The sequence below is a fragment of the Steroidobacter agaridevorans genome (genome assembly GCF_009932555.1).
In the GTDB taxonomy this organism is placed as follows: Bacteria; Pseudomonadota; Gammaproteobacteria; order Steroidobacterales; family Steroidobacteraceae; genus Steroidobacter; species Steroidobacter agaridevorans.
This window is the reverse complement of record NZ_BLJO01000010.1, coordinates 1-15,830: the sequence shown is the minus strand read 5'-3', so window position 1 is coordinate 15,830 and position 15,830 is coordinate 1. Positions and strand designations below refer to the sequence as shown.

The 15,830-nt window shown below is 63.3% G+C and carries 11 protein-coding genes; 4 read left to right on the top strand and 7 right to left on the bottom strand.

The window, feature by feature from the left end:
- Window positions 1-17: 17 nt before the first annotated feature.
- The gene (locus GYH35_RS30045; RefSeq protein WP_161809953.1) at window positions 18-1,370 is read right to left on the bottom strand and encodes a response regulator; all 1,353 of its coding nucleotides are present in this window, start codon (window positions 1,368-1,370) and stop codon (window positions 18-20) included.
- 173 nt (window positions 1,371-1,543) lie between these two features.
- Between GYH35_RS30045 and fusA the strand changes: the two genes are divergently transcribed.
- Window positions 1,544-3,607, top strand: coding sequence for an elongation factor G (gene fusA, locus GYH35_RS30040; RefSeq protein WP_161809952.1), 2,064 nt, complete (start codon window positions 1,544-1,546; stop codon window positions 3,605-3,607).
- On the opposite strand, the gene GYH35_RS30035 is transcribed toward fusA, so the two are convergent.
- Genes GYH35_RS30035 through GYH35_RS30020 form a run of 4 tightly spaced genes read right to left on the bottom strand, consistent with a single transcriptional unit; the run spans window position 3,604 to window position 9,008 of the window.
- Complete coding sequence (locus tag GYH35_RS30035; protein ID WP_161809951.1) at window positions 3,604-4,446, bottom strand: class I SAM-dependent methyltransferase; 843 nt, start codon at window positions 4,444-4,446, stop codon at window positions 3,604-3,606. The two genes, fusA and GYH35_RS30035, sit on opposite strands and share 4 nt — an antisense overlap.
- Before the next feature lie 39 nt (window positions 4,447-4,485).
- Window positions 4,486-5,364, bottom strand: a complete 879-nt coding sequence (locus GYH35_RS30030; RefSeq protein WP_161809950.1) for a DUF6279 family lipoprotein — start codon at window positions 5,362-5,364, stop codon at window positions 4,486-4,488.
- Between the two features lie 4 nt (window positions 5,365-5,368).
- A complete protein-coding gene (locus GYH35_RS30025; RefSeq protein ID WP_161809949.1) occupies window positions 5,369-6,397 on the bottom strand; it encodes a LacI family DNA-binding transcriptional regulator in 1,029 nt (342 codons plus the stop codon).
- A gap of 40 nt (window positions 6,398-6,437) precedes the next feature.
- Entirely contained in the window at window positions 6,438-9,008 is a 2,571-nt protein-coding gene (locus tag GYH35_RS30020; protein ID WP_235936886.1) for a glycoside hydrolase family 3 protein, read from the bottom strand.
- Between the two features lie 134 nt (window positions 9,009-9,142).
- On the opposite strand from GYH35_RS30020, the gene GYH35_RS30015 reads away from it, so the two are divergent.
- Both GYH35_RS30015 and GYH35_RS30010 read left to right on the top strand, forming a co-directional pair.
- Window positions 9,143-11,308, top strand: coding sequence for a translocation/assembly module TamB domain-containing protein (locus GYH35_RS30015; RefSeq protein WP_161830346.1), 2,166 nt, complete (start codon window positions 9,143-9,145; stop codon window positions 11,306-11,308).
- A gap of 76 nt (window positions 11,309-11,384) precedes the next feature.
- Window positions 11,385-12,005 carry a YdbL family protein gene (locus GYH35_RS30010; RefSeq protein WP_161830345.1) on the top strand — a complete coding sequence of 207 codons (621 nt, stop codon included), beginning with the start codon at window positions 11,385-11,387 and terminating at the stop codon, window positions 12,003-12,005.
- A gap of 437 nt (window positions 12,006-12,442) precedes the next feature.
- On the opposite strand, the gene GYH35_RS30005 is transcribed toward GYH35_RS30010, so the two are convergent.
- Window positions 12,443-14,500 (bottom strand): ATP-binding protein, encoded by a 2,058-nt coding sequence (locus tag GYH35_RS30005; protein ID WP_161830344.1) that lies wholly within the window; start codon window positions 14,498-14,500, stop codon window positions 12,443-12,445.
- A gap of 32 nt (window positions 14,501-14,532) precedes the next feature.
- Complete coding sequence (gene pdsR / locus GYH35_RS30000; protein WP_161809944.1) at window positions 14,533-15,225, bottom strand: proteobacterial dedicated sortase system response regulator; 693 nt, start codon at window positions 15,223-15,225, stop codon at window positions 14,533-14,535.
- Between the two features lie 152 nt (window positions 15,226-15,377).
- Here pdsR and GYH35_RS29995 point away from each other — a divergent pair, with 152 nt between their 5' ends.
- Window positions 15,378-15,680: a hypothetical protein gene (locus tag GYH35_RS29995; protein WP_161809943.1), complete on the top strand. Its 303-nt coding sequence runs from the start codon at window positions 15,378-15,380 to the stop codon at window positions 15,678-15,680.
- Window positions 15,681-15,830 lie beyond the last annotated feature (150 nt).

Below are 15,830 nucleotides of genomic sequence, written 5' to 3'. Positions count from 1 at the left end.
GTGACGAGGGTTACAACTCATGAACCGGCCGGTTGAGTTGCGAATTCCACCCGATTGTTCTGGGCGGCGATGCGGTTCCACTCGCCCGCGGTGACGCGCACCAGCTGATCCGAGGTGGGATAGGGCACGCTCGGGCGGCGCCCCTCGTGAGCGACCTCGACGGTCAGCCCGCCATCCGGACGCAGCGACGAGAGCAGATTGGCGAACGCCAGCGACTGGCGCTGGGCGCTTGGCAGACTGTCTTCGAACGGATTGCCGACCAGATCGCAACGCTTCACCGGCAGCTCGTCGGTGGCCATGGAATAGCCTTCGATGCCGTTGCCGGTGAGGCAGAACTCGCCGACGAAGGTGGCAATCTTCACCTTGCCTTTGAAGCCGTTCGCGCGCAGCTGAGCCAGCATGTCGCGCAGCCGTTCCAGCCGGGCGCCGGACAGCGGGGCCTCGCCATAGGGAACGGTCTCGGAAGTCACATTGTCAGGCTTGGCGGGAGCAGCGACCAATTGGCCGGACTCGAGGCTCTTTTGCAGCGTCGTCAGCTGCGCTTGCTGACCGTCGATGGTCGACTGCAGGGTCGTGACCGCGCTGCGCAGCGCCTTCGAGGTCTCGAGCTCCTTGGAATAGACCAGCGCCAGCACCAGCGCCGGAATCAGCGCGATTGCCCCGACTCCCGCGACCAGCGGCCAACGGCTTTGACGCACGACGATAGTCTGCGTCTGCATGTCGGTCGGCTGCGGCTGCTCGGGCGTGGCGGCAACTGGAGTCTGCGCGGGCACCGTCGCGGGCCTGCCTTCAGGGGCGATGCGGCGGGCGAACGCCTCCAGGCTGGCCAGCACGAAGCGCCGCATCTCCGCGCTCTGCTCCTTGAGCAGCGGCGCGACGGCATTGCGAATCATGCTTTCGACATCGCCGCCGCTGGGGCGGACCGGCTCGACCTGCACGGCCGCCGACCCTTCCTGCTGGGCGACCGCCGCTACCGCCACGGGTTTCGGCTCGCGACGTTCCGGCAACAACCGCAGCTGGTACAGGACTCGCGACACGTCGGAGTGCTTCACCGTTTTCGGCAAAACGCCAACAGCGCCGAGCGCGCGGGCCTGGCTGACGTACAGCTCGCCTTCCTGCGAGGTGTACATGACGACCGGAATGGTCGCCGTGTCCGGATTGCCCTTGATGGCCTGGATCGCCTGGAAGCCGTCCATGCCGGGCATCAAGTGATCCATGAAAATCACGTCCGGACGGGCCTGGCGCAGGAATTCCAGAGCCGCTTCGGCCGACTCGGAGGAATCCACTTCCAGTCCATAGCCTTCCAGCATGCGGCTCAAAATGACGCGCGCGGAACGCGAGTCGTCGACGATCAGGGCGCGCTTGCTCATGGGGAAGCAGGGGGAGTGGGTAGTTAGTTCAAGGTGTGTAGGTTAAGCGTAGGGCGCGACAGCTCCAATAGGCTGAAGCTTCTTAATGGCCGGTTGAGGAGTATGCTGAGCCTCGATCTCCAGTTAAGCGACACAAGACGGCCACAATGCCGTGGTCGTGGAGGTGATACCCCATGTCAATCTCAGGGGCCCATTCGACCTCGGACATTCGCAACATCGCGCTGGTCGGCCAGGCGGGTTCGGGTAAAACCCTCCTCACCGAAAGCCTGCTGCTCGAGGCTGGCGTCATCCGCAGCCGCGGCAGCCTGGAGCGCGGCACCACCGTTTGTGACTTCGACCCGCAGGAAAGGCAGCTGCGCCACTCCCTGGACGCGGCGCTGGTGCATTTCCCGGTATCGGACCGTCACGTCCAACTGTTCGATACACCGGGCTACCCGGATTTCGCCGGACGCGCGCTGACGGTTCTGGAGGCGGTCGAGACTGCCGCGGTGGTGGTCAGCGCCGTGAACGGGGTCGAGCCGGTCACCCAGCGGATGATGGACTTTGCCCGCGACCGCGAGCTGTGCCGACTCGTCATCATCAACAAGATCGACGCCAAGGACGCCCAACCCGAAGCGGTGCTGGCGCAGCTGCGGGAGCTGTTCGGGCGCGAGCTGCTGCCGCTGAACCTGCCCGCCCAGGGCGGCAAGTCGGTGGTGGACTGCTTTTTCGATCCGGGGCCCGACGCCATCCAGCCGCCGGATTTCTCATCGGTCGAGACCGCGCATACCGAGATCATCGACCAGGTGGTCGAAGTCGACGAAGACCTGATGGCGCTGTATCTGGAACAGGGCGAAGAGCTGTCCCCGGAGCAGCTGCACGACCCTTTTGAGCGCGCCTTGCGCGAGGGCCACCTCGTGCCGGTCTGCTTCACGTCGGCCGAGACCGGCGTCGGCATCAAAGAATTGCTGAATATCTTCGCGCGCCTCATGCCCAATCCCCTGGAGGGCAATCCGCCGCCCTTTCTGCGCGGCGAGGATGGGCAGGCCGAGCGAGTGCAGGTGCACGCCGATCCGAGCCAGCACGTGGTCGCGCATGTCTTCAAAGTGAACATCGACCCGTTCGTCGGCCGGCTCGGCATTTTTCGCGTCCATCAAGGCACGGTGCGGTCGGGAGGGCAGCTGTTCATCGGCGACGCGCGCAAGCCGTTCAAGGTCGCGCATTTATATCGTCTGCAAGGCAAGGAACATGTCGAGGTGCCGCAGGCCATCCCCGGCGACATCTGCGCGGTGCCGAAGGTCGAGGAGATGCATTTCGATGCCGTGCTCCACGACTCGCACGACGAAGACCACTATCACCTCAAGTCCATCACCTTGCCGCCGGCGATGGCGGGTGTCGCCATCGAGCCGGAGCGTCGCGGCGAGGAACAAAGACTTTCCGACGCGTTGCATAAGCTGGTCGCCGAAGATCCGGGCGTGCGCATCGAACATCAGGCCGGCATGAATGAGACCGTGCTGTACGGGATGGGCGATCTGCATCTGCGCGTGCTGCTGGATCGCATGAAGGATCGCTACGGCGTCGGCTGCAAGACCAAGTCGCCGAGCATTCCATATCGCGAGACCATCACGCGGCCGGCGGAAGGTCATCATCGTCACAAGAAACAAACGGGCGGCGCCGGGCAATTCGGTGAAGTGTACTTGCGCGTCGAGCCGTTGCCGCGCGGCGAGGGATTCGAGTTCGTGGATGAAGTGGTCGGCGGCGTCATTCCGTCGCAATACATTCCCGCGGTCGAGAAGGGCGTCCGCCAGGCTTTGAACGAAGGCGCGGTCGCTGGCTTTCCGCTACAAGACATCCGCGTGATCGTTCACGACGGCAAACATCACCCCGTGGATTCGAAGGAAGTGGCCTTCATCGCTGCCGGCCGGCGCGCGTTTCTGAATGCGGTCGAGGAGGCCGCGCCGATCGTGCTCGAGCCGCTGGTGCGCATCGAAGTCACATCGCCCAGTGCGGCCACTGGAGATATCACTGGCGATCTCGCAACCCGCCGCGGTCGCGTGAGCGGCAGTCAGTCGCTGGCGAACCAGCGCACTCGGATCAGTGCGCTGGTGCCGTTAGCAGAGATCAACGACTATCAATCGCGGGTCAAATCGCTCACCGGCGGCGAAGGCGCGTACACGATGGAGCTAAGTCACTACGATCCGGTGCCGCCGCGTAAACAACAAGAGCTCGCGCAAGCGTTCAAGCGCGCGGAGGACTAACTCGGTTTCTTGAATCGATACATCACTTGATCCGTCTTGTGACGGACCGCCGGATCGAACACCGGCTTGGTGTGATCGTCCTCGACATTCGCGAATGCCTTGCTCTCGGCGTCGAACGTCAGCCCCGCTGTTTCAAAGTCACGCTTGATGATGGCCGGATCCATGCGATGCAGCGCGTCGACGCTGACCGCCGGGTCCGCCCCCGCCGCCGCGACGTGATCCAACACGACCACTGTCGCGCCCGGCTTCAACGCCGGAACGAGTTTGGCGAGCGCCTGCGCCGGATCGGTGTTCGGCCACGAGCCGTCTTTCGCTTTCCAATGCAGATCGTGATACGACATCACGAACAACGCAGCGTCCAGCGAGTTCGGCTCGAACGGCGCCTCTTCGGGCGGCGTGGTGAGCTGCACGACGTTGGGCAAGCGATCGTTGCCGTAGCGTTGCTTGGGCTTCTCGCCCGAGAACTTCAGGTACTCGGGATTGTTATAAGCGATCACCTGGCCATCCGGGCCGACGACGCGCGACAGCAGTTCGGTGTAGTAGCCGCCGGCTGCAAGGTAATCGACCACCTTCATGCCGGGCCGCACTTGGAGAAACATCAGCACTTCGCTCGGCTTGCGCCACGAATCTTCATCCATATCGCCCGGCAGGCGCTCGATATTGTCGATGGACGCAAAGATCGCCGCCTTGTCTTCGGCCGACAGCTCGGCGCTGGGCGCGGCCGAAGTTGCAGCGGGTGCGGCTTGCTCGGCGGGCGGTTGTTCGGGCGGCGGCGCTTTCTTGCAGCCCGCGACAGTCAGCAACGAGACGGAGATGGCCAGCCACAGTGCACGGCTCATGGTCGCTCCTTATGAGATGTTCGATCCGCTGTTGATGAATCAGCTTTGTGTCATCGCCTCGAGCTGTTGTGCCAGTTGGTTCAGCTCGCGTTGCAGATGGCTGCGTTGCTCCGGCGTCAGCGATGCATCGATGGCGCCCAGCACCACGAGCGATTGCTCGCGATTCTGCGCGGCCTTGGTCTGATAGGCGCGGGTCCACTGACTTTCGGGCGTGCGCAACAGCGCGAGAATACGCTCCTCGACCGCGGTCGGCGACTGGCCTGCGGTGAAACGTTCCTTGAGCGCGCCGAACATGGCTTTGCGCCAGCGCGCCTGGCTTTCGAGCCAATCCGCGGTCGTGCTGTCGAACTGCTTGCTCTCCGTGGCGATCAGCAGCTGCTGTTGCTTGGTGATCGAGCCGGTCCAGCGCTTCAATTGTTTCTCGATGTCCTTGGCGCGCTTCTCGTGCCACTTGCCATCGGCGAGCGCTTTGAGATCTTTCTCGTTGCGCTCACGGGATTTTTCGGTGAGGTTGCTTTCGAACTCGGTGAGTTGATCCGGTGACAGGCTCATCAGCAGGCGAGCCGCCTCGGGTGCGGCCTGCTGGACGAGGCGTCCGCCGAACTGTTCCACCTGAGCTTCGATGCCTTTGTAAGTCGACGCGTTGCCAGGATGCGCCGCCGTGCCGGCCAGTTCGCGCAGAAATTTTGCGTAGAGAGCCAGTTCCGAGCTGCGATGCCATTGCAGCGTGCCCTCCAGCCACGAGCGCAGATCGCTGCGCTGGGTGTCGTCGAGCGACACCAGGTCCTGGATGTACCAGGCCGCCAGCGTGTCCAGCCGGTTATAGAAGAAGTTGGTACATGCGGAGACACCGAGCGTCACCGCAAGCATCAACAACAGTATTCGTGCACGAGCGGGAGACGCGGCGGTACGGGTCATCCGGTCATTTGTGAACGACGGCCGTCGAAGCGCGGCACACCAGACGATACCCCAATCGCATCGACTGTGGGGCCGCACCTGTTTGTAGCATTTGCAGAAGCAGGTTGGTCGCCGTGTATGCCAGATCGTACGTGGGCTGATGCACCGTCGTGAGCCGCGGCCAGACGGTTTTCGCGATGTAGGTGTCGTCGAATCCCGCCACCGACAGACGTTCAGGAACACTGAAGCCCAGTTCATGCGCGGCCATCAGCACGCCGGCGGCCATGTCATCGTTACTCGCGAAGATGGCGGTCGGCGGGTCCGCTTGGGTGAGCAATTCTCGGGCGGCTTCCATGCCGGACTCGAATATGAAATAGCCCTGGCGCACGTAACGTTCCTGGAATTCGATGCCGTGCGCCGCGAGCGCCGCCTGGTAGCCGACCAGCCGCTGACCGCTGGCGAAGTGATCCGGATGACCGACGATGAAGCCGATGCGGCGATGGCCGAGGCCGATCAAATATTCGGTCATCTCGCGCGCCGCGCCGGCGTCGTCCATGTCCACGTACGGCGTCGGATGCGGGGCGTCGTTCGGCGCCACTCGCACGAAAGGCAGTGCCCGGCGGTCGAGCGCCCGCATGAGATCCACCGATTCGCTCAATGGCGCGGTCACGATCAAACCATCGAGATGCGTCTGATCGACGAGGCCCAGCACATCGCGCTCCATTTCTTCGCCTTTGCCCGTGACCTGATGCATGAGCAGCTGAAAGCGGTCTTCACGGCAGCGGGCCATCGCGCCGTGTTGCACGTCGACGATGTAGTTGGCGCTGGGGTTTTCGTAGATCAACCCGATCAGGAACGAGCGCCGGCCCGCCAGGCTGCGCGCCGACAGGCTCGGGTGGTAGTTGAGTTTCTTGACAATGGCGAGCACGCGCTGGCGAGTCTCCTCGCGCACGTTGGGCTCGTTGTTCAATACCCGCGAAACGGTCTTGATGGCGACGCCGGCTGCTTCGGCCACGTCTTGGATTTTCGCCCGGCGGGGCGGTGCTTTGGTCATTGCGGACACTTAACTAACAAATTAATCGGTCGCAAACAAATCACTCGCAACCGGCCGTATCGTTCAAGCCCGACTCCAGCCGCACATTGGCAATGCCGAGCTCGAGCTTGCCGGCGCTGGTCAGCAGGAACGGCGCGGTGACATTGCGCAGGTCGGCGCCCTTGCCCTGGAAACAGTGCAACGGCATTTTCAGCTGGCGCCACTCCCCTGCCGGCGCCTGTCGCAGCTGCGCATCGATGGGCAAGTCTCCACGACAACCCGGTCCGCATTCAATGCCAAGCGTGACTTTGCCGGTCGGCGGCGTGTCGACGCGGTACTCGAAAGCCACTGACAGCTGGCCATTGGCCTCGCGCTGCAGGTCGATCGGCGTCTCGCCTTGCAGGGCAAGCGTGGCCGGGCCGTGGCCTGACCACTTCACCAGCCGGGCGTCTTCCTGGGCAGAGTGATCGAGGGCGGCGACGGTGAGCGTATCGTCTTGTGAGTTGCCGCTCGCCGTGGCGAGGATCGTGCGGGCGCCAGCGCCGTTGCCGACCGCGAGCTGCCAGCCTGCCGACGGGCGGCCAGCGGCGAAGTAGTTGTGCGTCGATGTCTGGCCCGCGGGCGTGGCCGGGATTTCTTCGGACAGCGCCGGAACGTCGGCGGTGTCCTGATAGGTCAGGCCGTAGCCGTAATCGAACAGCGGTGCTTCCGGTGCGCCTTCGCTGTTGAACTTCTGCGGCGAACGCGGCCACGCAAACGGCAGCTTGCCTTTAAAGTCGTAGTTCACGGAGCCGTCCTTCTTCGTGAACATCACGTCCGCGATGCCGCCACCCTCAGAGCCCGGCAGCCAGGCCGCGACGAACGCATCCGACGCGTTCAAATAGGCGTTCATCCACATCGGGCGGCCCGACAGGAAAACCGCGACCACGGGAATCTGATCGGCGCGCAGTTTCTTCAGCAGCTCGAGATCTTTGGTATCGCCCGGCTTGTACTGCAGCGTCGCGATGTCGCCCTGGAATTCGGCGTAGGGATCTTCGCCGAACACGACGATGGCGACATCCGGCTTGCGTGTGTACTTGCCATCCACGCTCAGTGCTGCCGATCCGCCGCCCGCGGTCACCGCCGAACGGATGCCGGCGAAGATGGACTCGGCCTTGGGGAAATGTTTGTTGGTGATGCCGGTGCCCTGCCAGGTCAGCGTCCAGCCGCCGTTCTGTTTCGGCAGGTTGTCCGCGCCGTCGCCGGCGACCAGCACTTTCATGTTGGGCTTGAGCGGCAATATCTTGTTGGTGTTCTTCAGCAGCACCAGCGATTCGCGCACGGCTTGTCTCGCCACCGCGCGATGTTCGGGCGCGCCCAGCAATTCGAACTTGCCGCCCGGCGGGCGGCTCGACGGCTTGCCTGCTTCGAACAGCCCGGCGCGCAGCTTCACGCGCAGAATGCGGCGGACGGCATCGTCGAGGCGCGCCATCGGAATCTCGCCGGAGCGGACTTGCGCAAGCGTGTTGTCGTAGAGGCCCTTCCAGCTATCGGGCGCCATGAACATATCGAGGCCCGCATTGACGGCGGCGGGGCAGCTCACGTTCGTGCAGCCTTCGACCTGGCCGTGCGCGTTCCAGTCGCCGACGATGAAGCCGTCGAAGCCCATGCGATCCTTGAGCACGTCGGTCAGCAGGCCGTGGTGACCGGTGATCTTCTTGCCTTGCCAGCTGGAGAAAGACGCCATCACGACTTGCACGCCGGCGCCGATCGCGGCGACATAGCCGGGGCCGTGCAAGTCACGCAGCTGTTCTTCGGTGATGCGGGCGTCGCCCTGATCGCGGCCTTCGAACGTTCCACCATCGGCGAGGAAATGTTTGGCGGTCGCGATGACGTGATTGCCGCGCAGGAAATCCGGCTTGCCCGGATCGCCTTGCAGACCGAGCACGATGGCATGCGCGTACTCACGAACCAGCGTGGGATTTTCCGAGTACGACTCGTAAGCCCGCCCCCAGCGCACATCCTGAGCGACGGCAATGGTCGGTGCGAACGTCCACTCCTGGCCGGTGACACGCAGCTCGGTGGCCGTGATCGCGCCGATCTTGCGCATCAAGTCGGCGTTGCGAGTGGCGCCCAGCGCGACATTGTGAGGGAACAACGTGGCGCCAATGATGTTGTTGTGGCCATGGACCGCATCGACGCCCCACATGATCGGAATGGCATGCCTGCCATCGCGCGTATCCATCGACGCTTCATAGAACGCGTCCGCCGCGGCGAGCCATACCTTCGCTGGTGCGAGATCGTCGCCACCCGGTGCGGAGTTGCCGCCATTCAATACCGAGCCGAGCCGATACTTGCGCACGTCCTCGGCCGTGACGCTGCCAACGTCGGCTTGAATGATCTGGCCGACCTTTTCTTCCACGCTCAGCGAGCTCAGCAACTCGTTCAGGCGCGGTTCGATCGCGGTGTCATCCAATGCGGGCAGCGAAACTTGCGGCCAGATTTCCGGATGCACATTGGAGGCGGTGGTGATGCGACTGGGCTGAGTCTCGCCCGTCGTTTCTTCCTTCTTCGCGCACCCATAAAGAGTGCTCACGAGCAGTGCTGCCACAATGGCGCCGCGAAGTTCGGCGCGCGCGCATGCCTCGATCATTGTCCGCCCCCGTTGAATCGCTGTTCTGGCCGGACAGAATTCCATAGCCGTGACAACGTTGTCAATTTGTCTGTGCAGGATTTCGGCCCGAGCCGTGCTTGGCGAGCCCGAGCCGCCTCGTCATGATTCCGTCGATGACGAGCGTCTCCGGCTTACAACAATCGCAGCGACCGGCACGGATTCGTGCTCGCAAACTCGCTGCGATAGCCGCGGTGCTCGGTGGAGTCGTGCTCGCAACAGCCGTGCGCGCTGTGGACGACGTGACGTTACATATCGAGCGCGTCGACGGCGACGGCTGGAGCGCGAGCGATGTGGCCGTCGACCTGGGATTGCCTGAGAAGAATGCGCTGGTGCGCGCACGAGTGGGCAAGCTGAACGTGCCCGCGCTCTCGCAAACACTCACCGATGTTCGTATCGAATGTCCGTCGCTGGATGTGAGCGGCGATGTCATTGCTTGCGCCAAGGCGCGTGTGCTCGCGGACTGGCCGGCTCTGGGCAAGCAATCGCTCGATGCGAGGTTGAGCTATGGACGCGCCGATGGCTCGCTCGACGTAGCGCTGCAAGGCTTGCGCGTCGGCGACGGACGCATCGCCTTGCAGGGAACGCTCCGCGATGCAGGCTGGAATGCGAAAGTCCGTCTGCAGCGAGTGCCCATCGATCGCTTGATGAAGCTGGCCGCCGATCTCAAAGCTCCGGTGCCTGAACTGACCGCCACCGGGCTGGCCGATCTCGACATCGTTGCGCGCGGCAAGCAAACAAATCTCGGTGAAGCGAAAGTCACCGGCGCGCTGCTGGAACTGACCGCGAACAATGAGGAAGGCAGCCTGGCCAGCGACAAGTTGTCGTTGCATGTAGATGCGAGCGTGCGCGGCTCGGCGCAGCAGTGGACGTTCGATGTCGCGGTCAAATCGTCGCAGGGGCAGGCGTTCGCACAGCCCATCTTCGTCGATCTGTCGGCGCATGCGATGTCGCTAAGAGCGCAGGGCAAGCTGACCGATGGCAAGTCGCTGACGTTGGATCGTTTCACGCTCGATCATGCGGACGTCGCGCAAGTGTCCGGACGCGGGCGATTGCAGCTGGATCTGGAGCAGCCGCTGCGCGACGTCGACGTCGAGCTGAGCTCGCTGACATTCCCTGGCGCGTATGAGAGCTACTTGCAGCCGCTGCTGATCGATACGAACTTCAAGTCCCTGCAGACCGCCGGCAGCATCGGCGGCAAGTTGTCGATGGCCGACGGCGAGCCGCGGCGGATCGATCTGCGCTTCAACGATGTCACCTTCGATGACGGCGCCGGCAATCTGAATCTATCGACTTTGAGCGGCGACTGGCACTGGCTTGCAGATGCGACCGGCGACGACTCTGACGAAGACGATGCGCCCCCCAGCCGCACGATGCAGGTCGCGCCATCGCAATTGAAATGGCAGGGCGGGGCGTTGCTCGGTCTGGATCTGGGTGCAAGCGAACTCAACTTCTCGACCCAGGGCCGGCAGTTTCGTCTCACGCAACCGGCGCGAATTCCTTTGCTCGACGGCTCGATCGATCTCGAAACATTCCGTGTCCGCAATGCCGGCTTGCCTGGGGTCGCGTTCCTGGTCGATGCGACGTTGCAGCCGGTCAGCGTGCAGAAGCTGTGCAAGGCATTCGGCTGGCCCGAGTTCGGTGGGCGGATCGGCGGCGCCATTTCGAAACTGCGCATGCGTGAAGGCATCGTCACGCTCGGCACGACGCTGCGCGCGCAGGTGTTCAACGGCGAAGTCACGATCAGCGATTTGCGGCTGGAGCAGCCCTTCGGTCAGTGGCCGCGCTTCTACTCGAGCATCGCGCTCAACAACCTGGATCTCGAGCCGATGACCAGTGCGTTCTCCTTCGGACGCATCACCGGTCGGCTGTCGGGCGCCATCAATGGTCTGGAGTTGTTCAACTGGACGCCGGTCGCCTTCGACGCGCGGCTCTATACGCCGCCCGACGATCGCTCGCGTCATCGCATCAGCCAGCGCGCGGTCGAGAACATCGGCAGTATTGGCGGCGGCGGTGCTGGCGTGACCGCGGCCCTGTCGAGCGGCTTCCTGCGCTTCTTCGACGACTTCAACTACGATCGGCTGGGCATTTCATGTCGGTTGCATAACGAAGTCTGTGTCATGGACGGCGCCGCGCCGGCGGCCAATGGCAATTACTACCTGGTGAAAGGGCAGGGCATGCCGCGCATCGATGTCATCGGCAGCTCGCGTCGTGTGGACTGGCCACGCCTGGTGGAACAATTGCTGGCCGCGACCCAGTCCGAAGGTCCCGTTCTACAATGACTGTCGCTTCGATAACTCTGATTGACGGTTCGCGAGCGGCCGACTGTAATCGCGCTCGAGTCTCAAGGAGCTTTTAATGCGTTCCGCCTCTTACAAATTCGCCGCGTTGTTGTGCCTGGCCTCGTGCCTGCTGGTTGCCGCCTGCGTCACCATCAATGTTTATTTTCCAGCGGCCGCGGCCGAGAAAGCGGCGGACAAGATCATCGACGACGTGTGGGGCGCCGATGGCCAGCCGGCCAAGAAGGACGATAAGCGCTCGTCGCTGCCTGCGCAGTCAGGCGACCTGCTGCTGGCGGCTGCGCACTCCGTGTTGAACCTGCTGGTGCCGGCTGCAGAGGCTGCGCAGGCGGACCTGAACGTCTCGACACCGGCGATCCGGCAGCTGACTCAATCGATGGAGGAGCGCCATACGCGCCTCAAGAAGTACTACGACTCCGGCGCGGTCGGGCTGACTCGCGATGGCCTGGTGGAAATCCGCGATCAGAATCTGGTGCCGCTGCCGGAGCGCAATTCCACGCGCAAGCTGGTCGCCGACGAGAATGCCGATCGCGCCAATCTGTATCGCGAGATCGCGACCGCGAACGGTCATCCCGAATGGGAAATGGATATTCGCACCACCTTCGCCGAGCGCTGGGCCAGCAAGGCGGCGGCCGGCTGGTTCTATCAGGACAAGGACGGCAACTGGAAACAGAAGTAACCGGCGTTATTAACTTGAAGCAAAAAAAAGCCCCGCATTCGCGGGGCTTTTCGTTTCCGAGTCGACGAATCTTCGAGTTATTTGGTGGCGCCGGCTAAATCTGGAAACGTCGCTGTTGTCGCTCAACCCTTCTAGCTCCCGCCTCGCCTGGTTATTACCAGGACGGAAGGCTGCGCATCCTTGTCGCTTGTGATTCGATCCCACTCCCCTCGCGGTGCCATCCCCGCTTCTCTGCCACTGCGTCGCCCCCGGAAGAGGCGCCGTTGGACCTATCAAAGCAAACCACGTGCCGTTTGGCTTGCGGTGCATTCTGAAACAGGAACTTAGTCCTAATCGTCGCGCTTGCGCAACTACTATTTTGGCGAGGCAGCAGGGTGCGCTGTAAGGATTCTCGACGCTACGCACCATTGGAATCGCTCGAAGTGGCGCGGCTTCCGCTAAGTCCTTGGAATCTCCAGGGTGATACTGACGCCAGTGTCGTCAGGAAGGTTCGTTGCGGAGACGCGACTGCCGTGGAAGTCGGCAATCAAGCGCACGATGTAGAGGCCGAGCCCGAGATGGGGTTTGCCATCGGCGCTGCCGCGGCTGCTCACCAGCGATTCGAACAGGCGGTCGTTCAGCTGCGGCGGCAGCGGCGGGCCCTCGTTGCTGACGCTGAGGCGGTACTCGCGCGGCCCGATCTCGAGCGCCAAAGTGATCTGTTTGCCGACAGGCGTGAAGTCGCTGGCGTTGTCCATCAGCTTGTCGAGCAGCTGCGCGATCAGGTCGGGCGAGCCGTCGATCGTGCATGACTCGCCGGGGACCTGAGTCTCAATGCGATGCTGCGCGAAGGTCTGGCGATATGCCTGCCCCATGTTCCGCACCAACTCGCTCAGATCGAAGCGCACCCGGTCGGTGTGCTCGATGCTCTGCTCGACGCGCGTCGCCTCGCTCAACGCGGTGAGAATCGCGTGCATGCGGTTCGTGCCGCTGCGGGCGCGGTCCACATAGCTTTGCGCGTTCGGCGCCAATGTTTCCTCGGAGACCAGGTTGTCCAGCGATGAACTGACGATGGTCAACGGCGTGCGCAGCTCATGCGAGAGCTTGGTGCCGAGGGTTTGCAGATAAATCGTGTATTCCTTCACCCGGCCGAGCAGCGTGTCGTAGCTGCGAGCGAGTGCACCGAGCTCGTCTCTCGCCTCCGTGCCCGGAATGCTGTGCTCGATGCGTCCTTCGGCCGTCAACGCAGTTCTCGCGGCCCGGCTCAGCCGGCGAATGCGATGCGAGAGGCGTGCGGCGAATACCAACATCACGGTCACTGAGAACAGTGTCGCGACCAATGTGAGATTCAGCAGACGCGTGAGCGCCAGCTCGCGGACCAGCACGAGTTGCTCGCCCGGCTGCTCGACGACCAGCGCGCCTAACAACTCATCGCCGTAGCGCACCGGCACGGCGGCGCGAACCAAGGAAGGCTCGCCACTGGCCTGATCGAACCAGATCGCCGCGTTCGTTCCTTGACGAGCTTCGTCGACCGGCGCGCCCCACATTCCATAGGGCAACCCATAGGCTTGAGGTTTGACCGAGCTGCTTGGAAACAAGCCGCGATACACCGAGCGCATGAAGCCGTACTCGTTGGCCTGCAGTCCCGGATACGTCGACGTTGCGTTCACGGTGACCTCGCCCGCACGTGCGAGCAGCCAGCCGTTCACATCGACGACCGACACGCGAACGCCGTCGGGGGCGTACTGTTCCAGACGCTGCTTCAAGGCTTCCGATCCGGCGTGAACCCAGGCGAGGCCGCGGGTGCCGGCGATCGTGGCGTTGTTCTTATCGAGCGCGTACACGGCCAGCTGAGTACCAAACAAATTCTGCGGTCCGCGCAGCTCGATGGCATATCCCGTCGCCGTCTCACGCCACACGCCGGTGATGTACGGCATGTCATCGGAGTGGGGACGCCACGGAGAGCCGATGTCACTCGGCCGCACGATGATGGGGCCGGGCGCCAATGCACTGATGGACCACGCGCGCTCGCGACTGAACTCGTCGCGAGTGAGAATGATCAGACGATCGGAGCCGCTTTCCGGCACGGTTTCATTGCCGCTCGGCGTTTCGTACGCCCGGCGCGTTGTTTTGATTTCGGCGTAGACGTGCAGCGAGCGGCCATGTACGCCGAGTCGAAGCAGCGGCGCATTCGGCTGAGCGTCGCCGAAGCCCGGCACGGGGCGCGTCGGCTCCGGCCATTCGTCGGCGAAGCCGTCGATCAGCGGTTGGGTCAGCAGCAGCGGAGCAAACAAATCGCCGCGCTTCGGATCGAAGGTGTCGCGCAGCTCGCCGGTGCGATAAAGCAGCTCCGGCTCGCTCGCGACGACGCGGCCAAGCACATCGGCCGTGGTGATCAGCGCCGCTTCCTGGCCACTGCGCAGCGTGTTCTCCATCTGCTGCGCATATTTCCAGCCGGCCCACGGCAGGATCAGCGTCAGCAGACTGAGCAGCAGTAGCTTGGTACGAAGCGACATCCCGGGATCAGCGCTGCTGGGTGAGCCTGCCGCTAAGCTTCCTTCCAGCGATAACCCATGCCGTACATGGTTTCGATGTTATCGAACGTGGCATCGATGGCCTGGAACTTGCGACGGATGCGTTTGATGTGCGAGGTGATGGTGTTGTCGTCGAGCACGACGTTCGCGGCATCCATCAGCTGCTGCCGGTTCTTCACGTGGCCAGGATTCTTCGACAACGCGTGCACGATCCAGAACTCGGTCAGGGTCAGGCCGAGCGGCTGGTCGTTCCAGGTCGCATGCAAGCGCGCGGCGTCGATCATCAGCGAGCCCCGCGAAATCACTTGATCGCGATTCGACGGCTGTGTGAGCGCTTCGATGCGACGGAACAGGGCGGTCACGCGCGCGATCAGGTGAGTGAGCGAGAGATCCTTGGTCAGATAATCGTCGGCGCCGAGACGGAGACCGGAAACGGCATCGAGCTCGCTGTCACGGGCGGTGAGAAAGATGATTGGCAACTCGGCCGACATCGAGCGCAACTCGCGACATAACTCGAAGCCACCTTCGGGCTCTTCTTTCAGGCCAACGTCAATGACCGCCAGGTCCGGCAGGCGAGCGCGGAATGCCTCGATGGCTTCCTTGCGAGTGCCATAGGTGCGCACCGAATAACCATTCCGCTGAAAGGCAGCGGCGTAGTTGTCGCGGATCGCGGGTTCGTCTTCGACGATGGCAATGACTTTCTTCATGGCGCACAGTGTACCGCCGCGCCCGCCCCGAGGCCCCCTGGCCATAATTAATCACAATCTGCCCGCGCCGCGCCTTCTGACAGCGATCATGCATCCGGGCTTTGCAGCGGTAATAGCCCAACGCCGAGTTTGACCGGCGTTGGAGAACCGCCATGATCGACCGCCCGATTCCCACCAACCCCCGCATCCGCGCCGGCTCGTTACCGCAGCCGCCTGCGTCCGAACAGCCGCGCCACTGGATGCAAGACCGCGCCCCCAGCTTCAAGTCGCTGGCCCGCGATCGTCAGCGTCGCGAAAAGGCTTGGGCGTGGTTGTCGCTGGTGGTGCTGATCATCTGCTGGGACGCGTCGTCCCGCTTGGGCGAGCGCGTCTCGCCGCCCCGTTCTCGGATTGCGCATGCGGTGGAGGAGGATGCGATGTTCAAGCCGGTGGCTTCGTTTAGCGTGGACCTGTGAGGTCTTCGGAGAGGACGGTTGGTGGCTTGGTGGCGGCTGCCGTTGTGCGAACGGTTTTTCGGATAAGAGCGTCGGTGGCTCGGCGGCGGCTGCCGCGGGGGTCTCGGGAAACTCGCGAGCGTCTTCACTGTTGGCGGGCTTTGCGTTCGA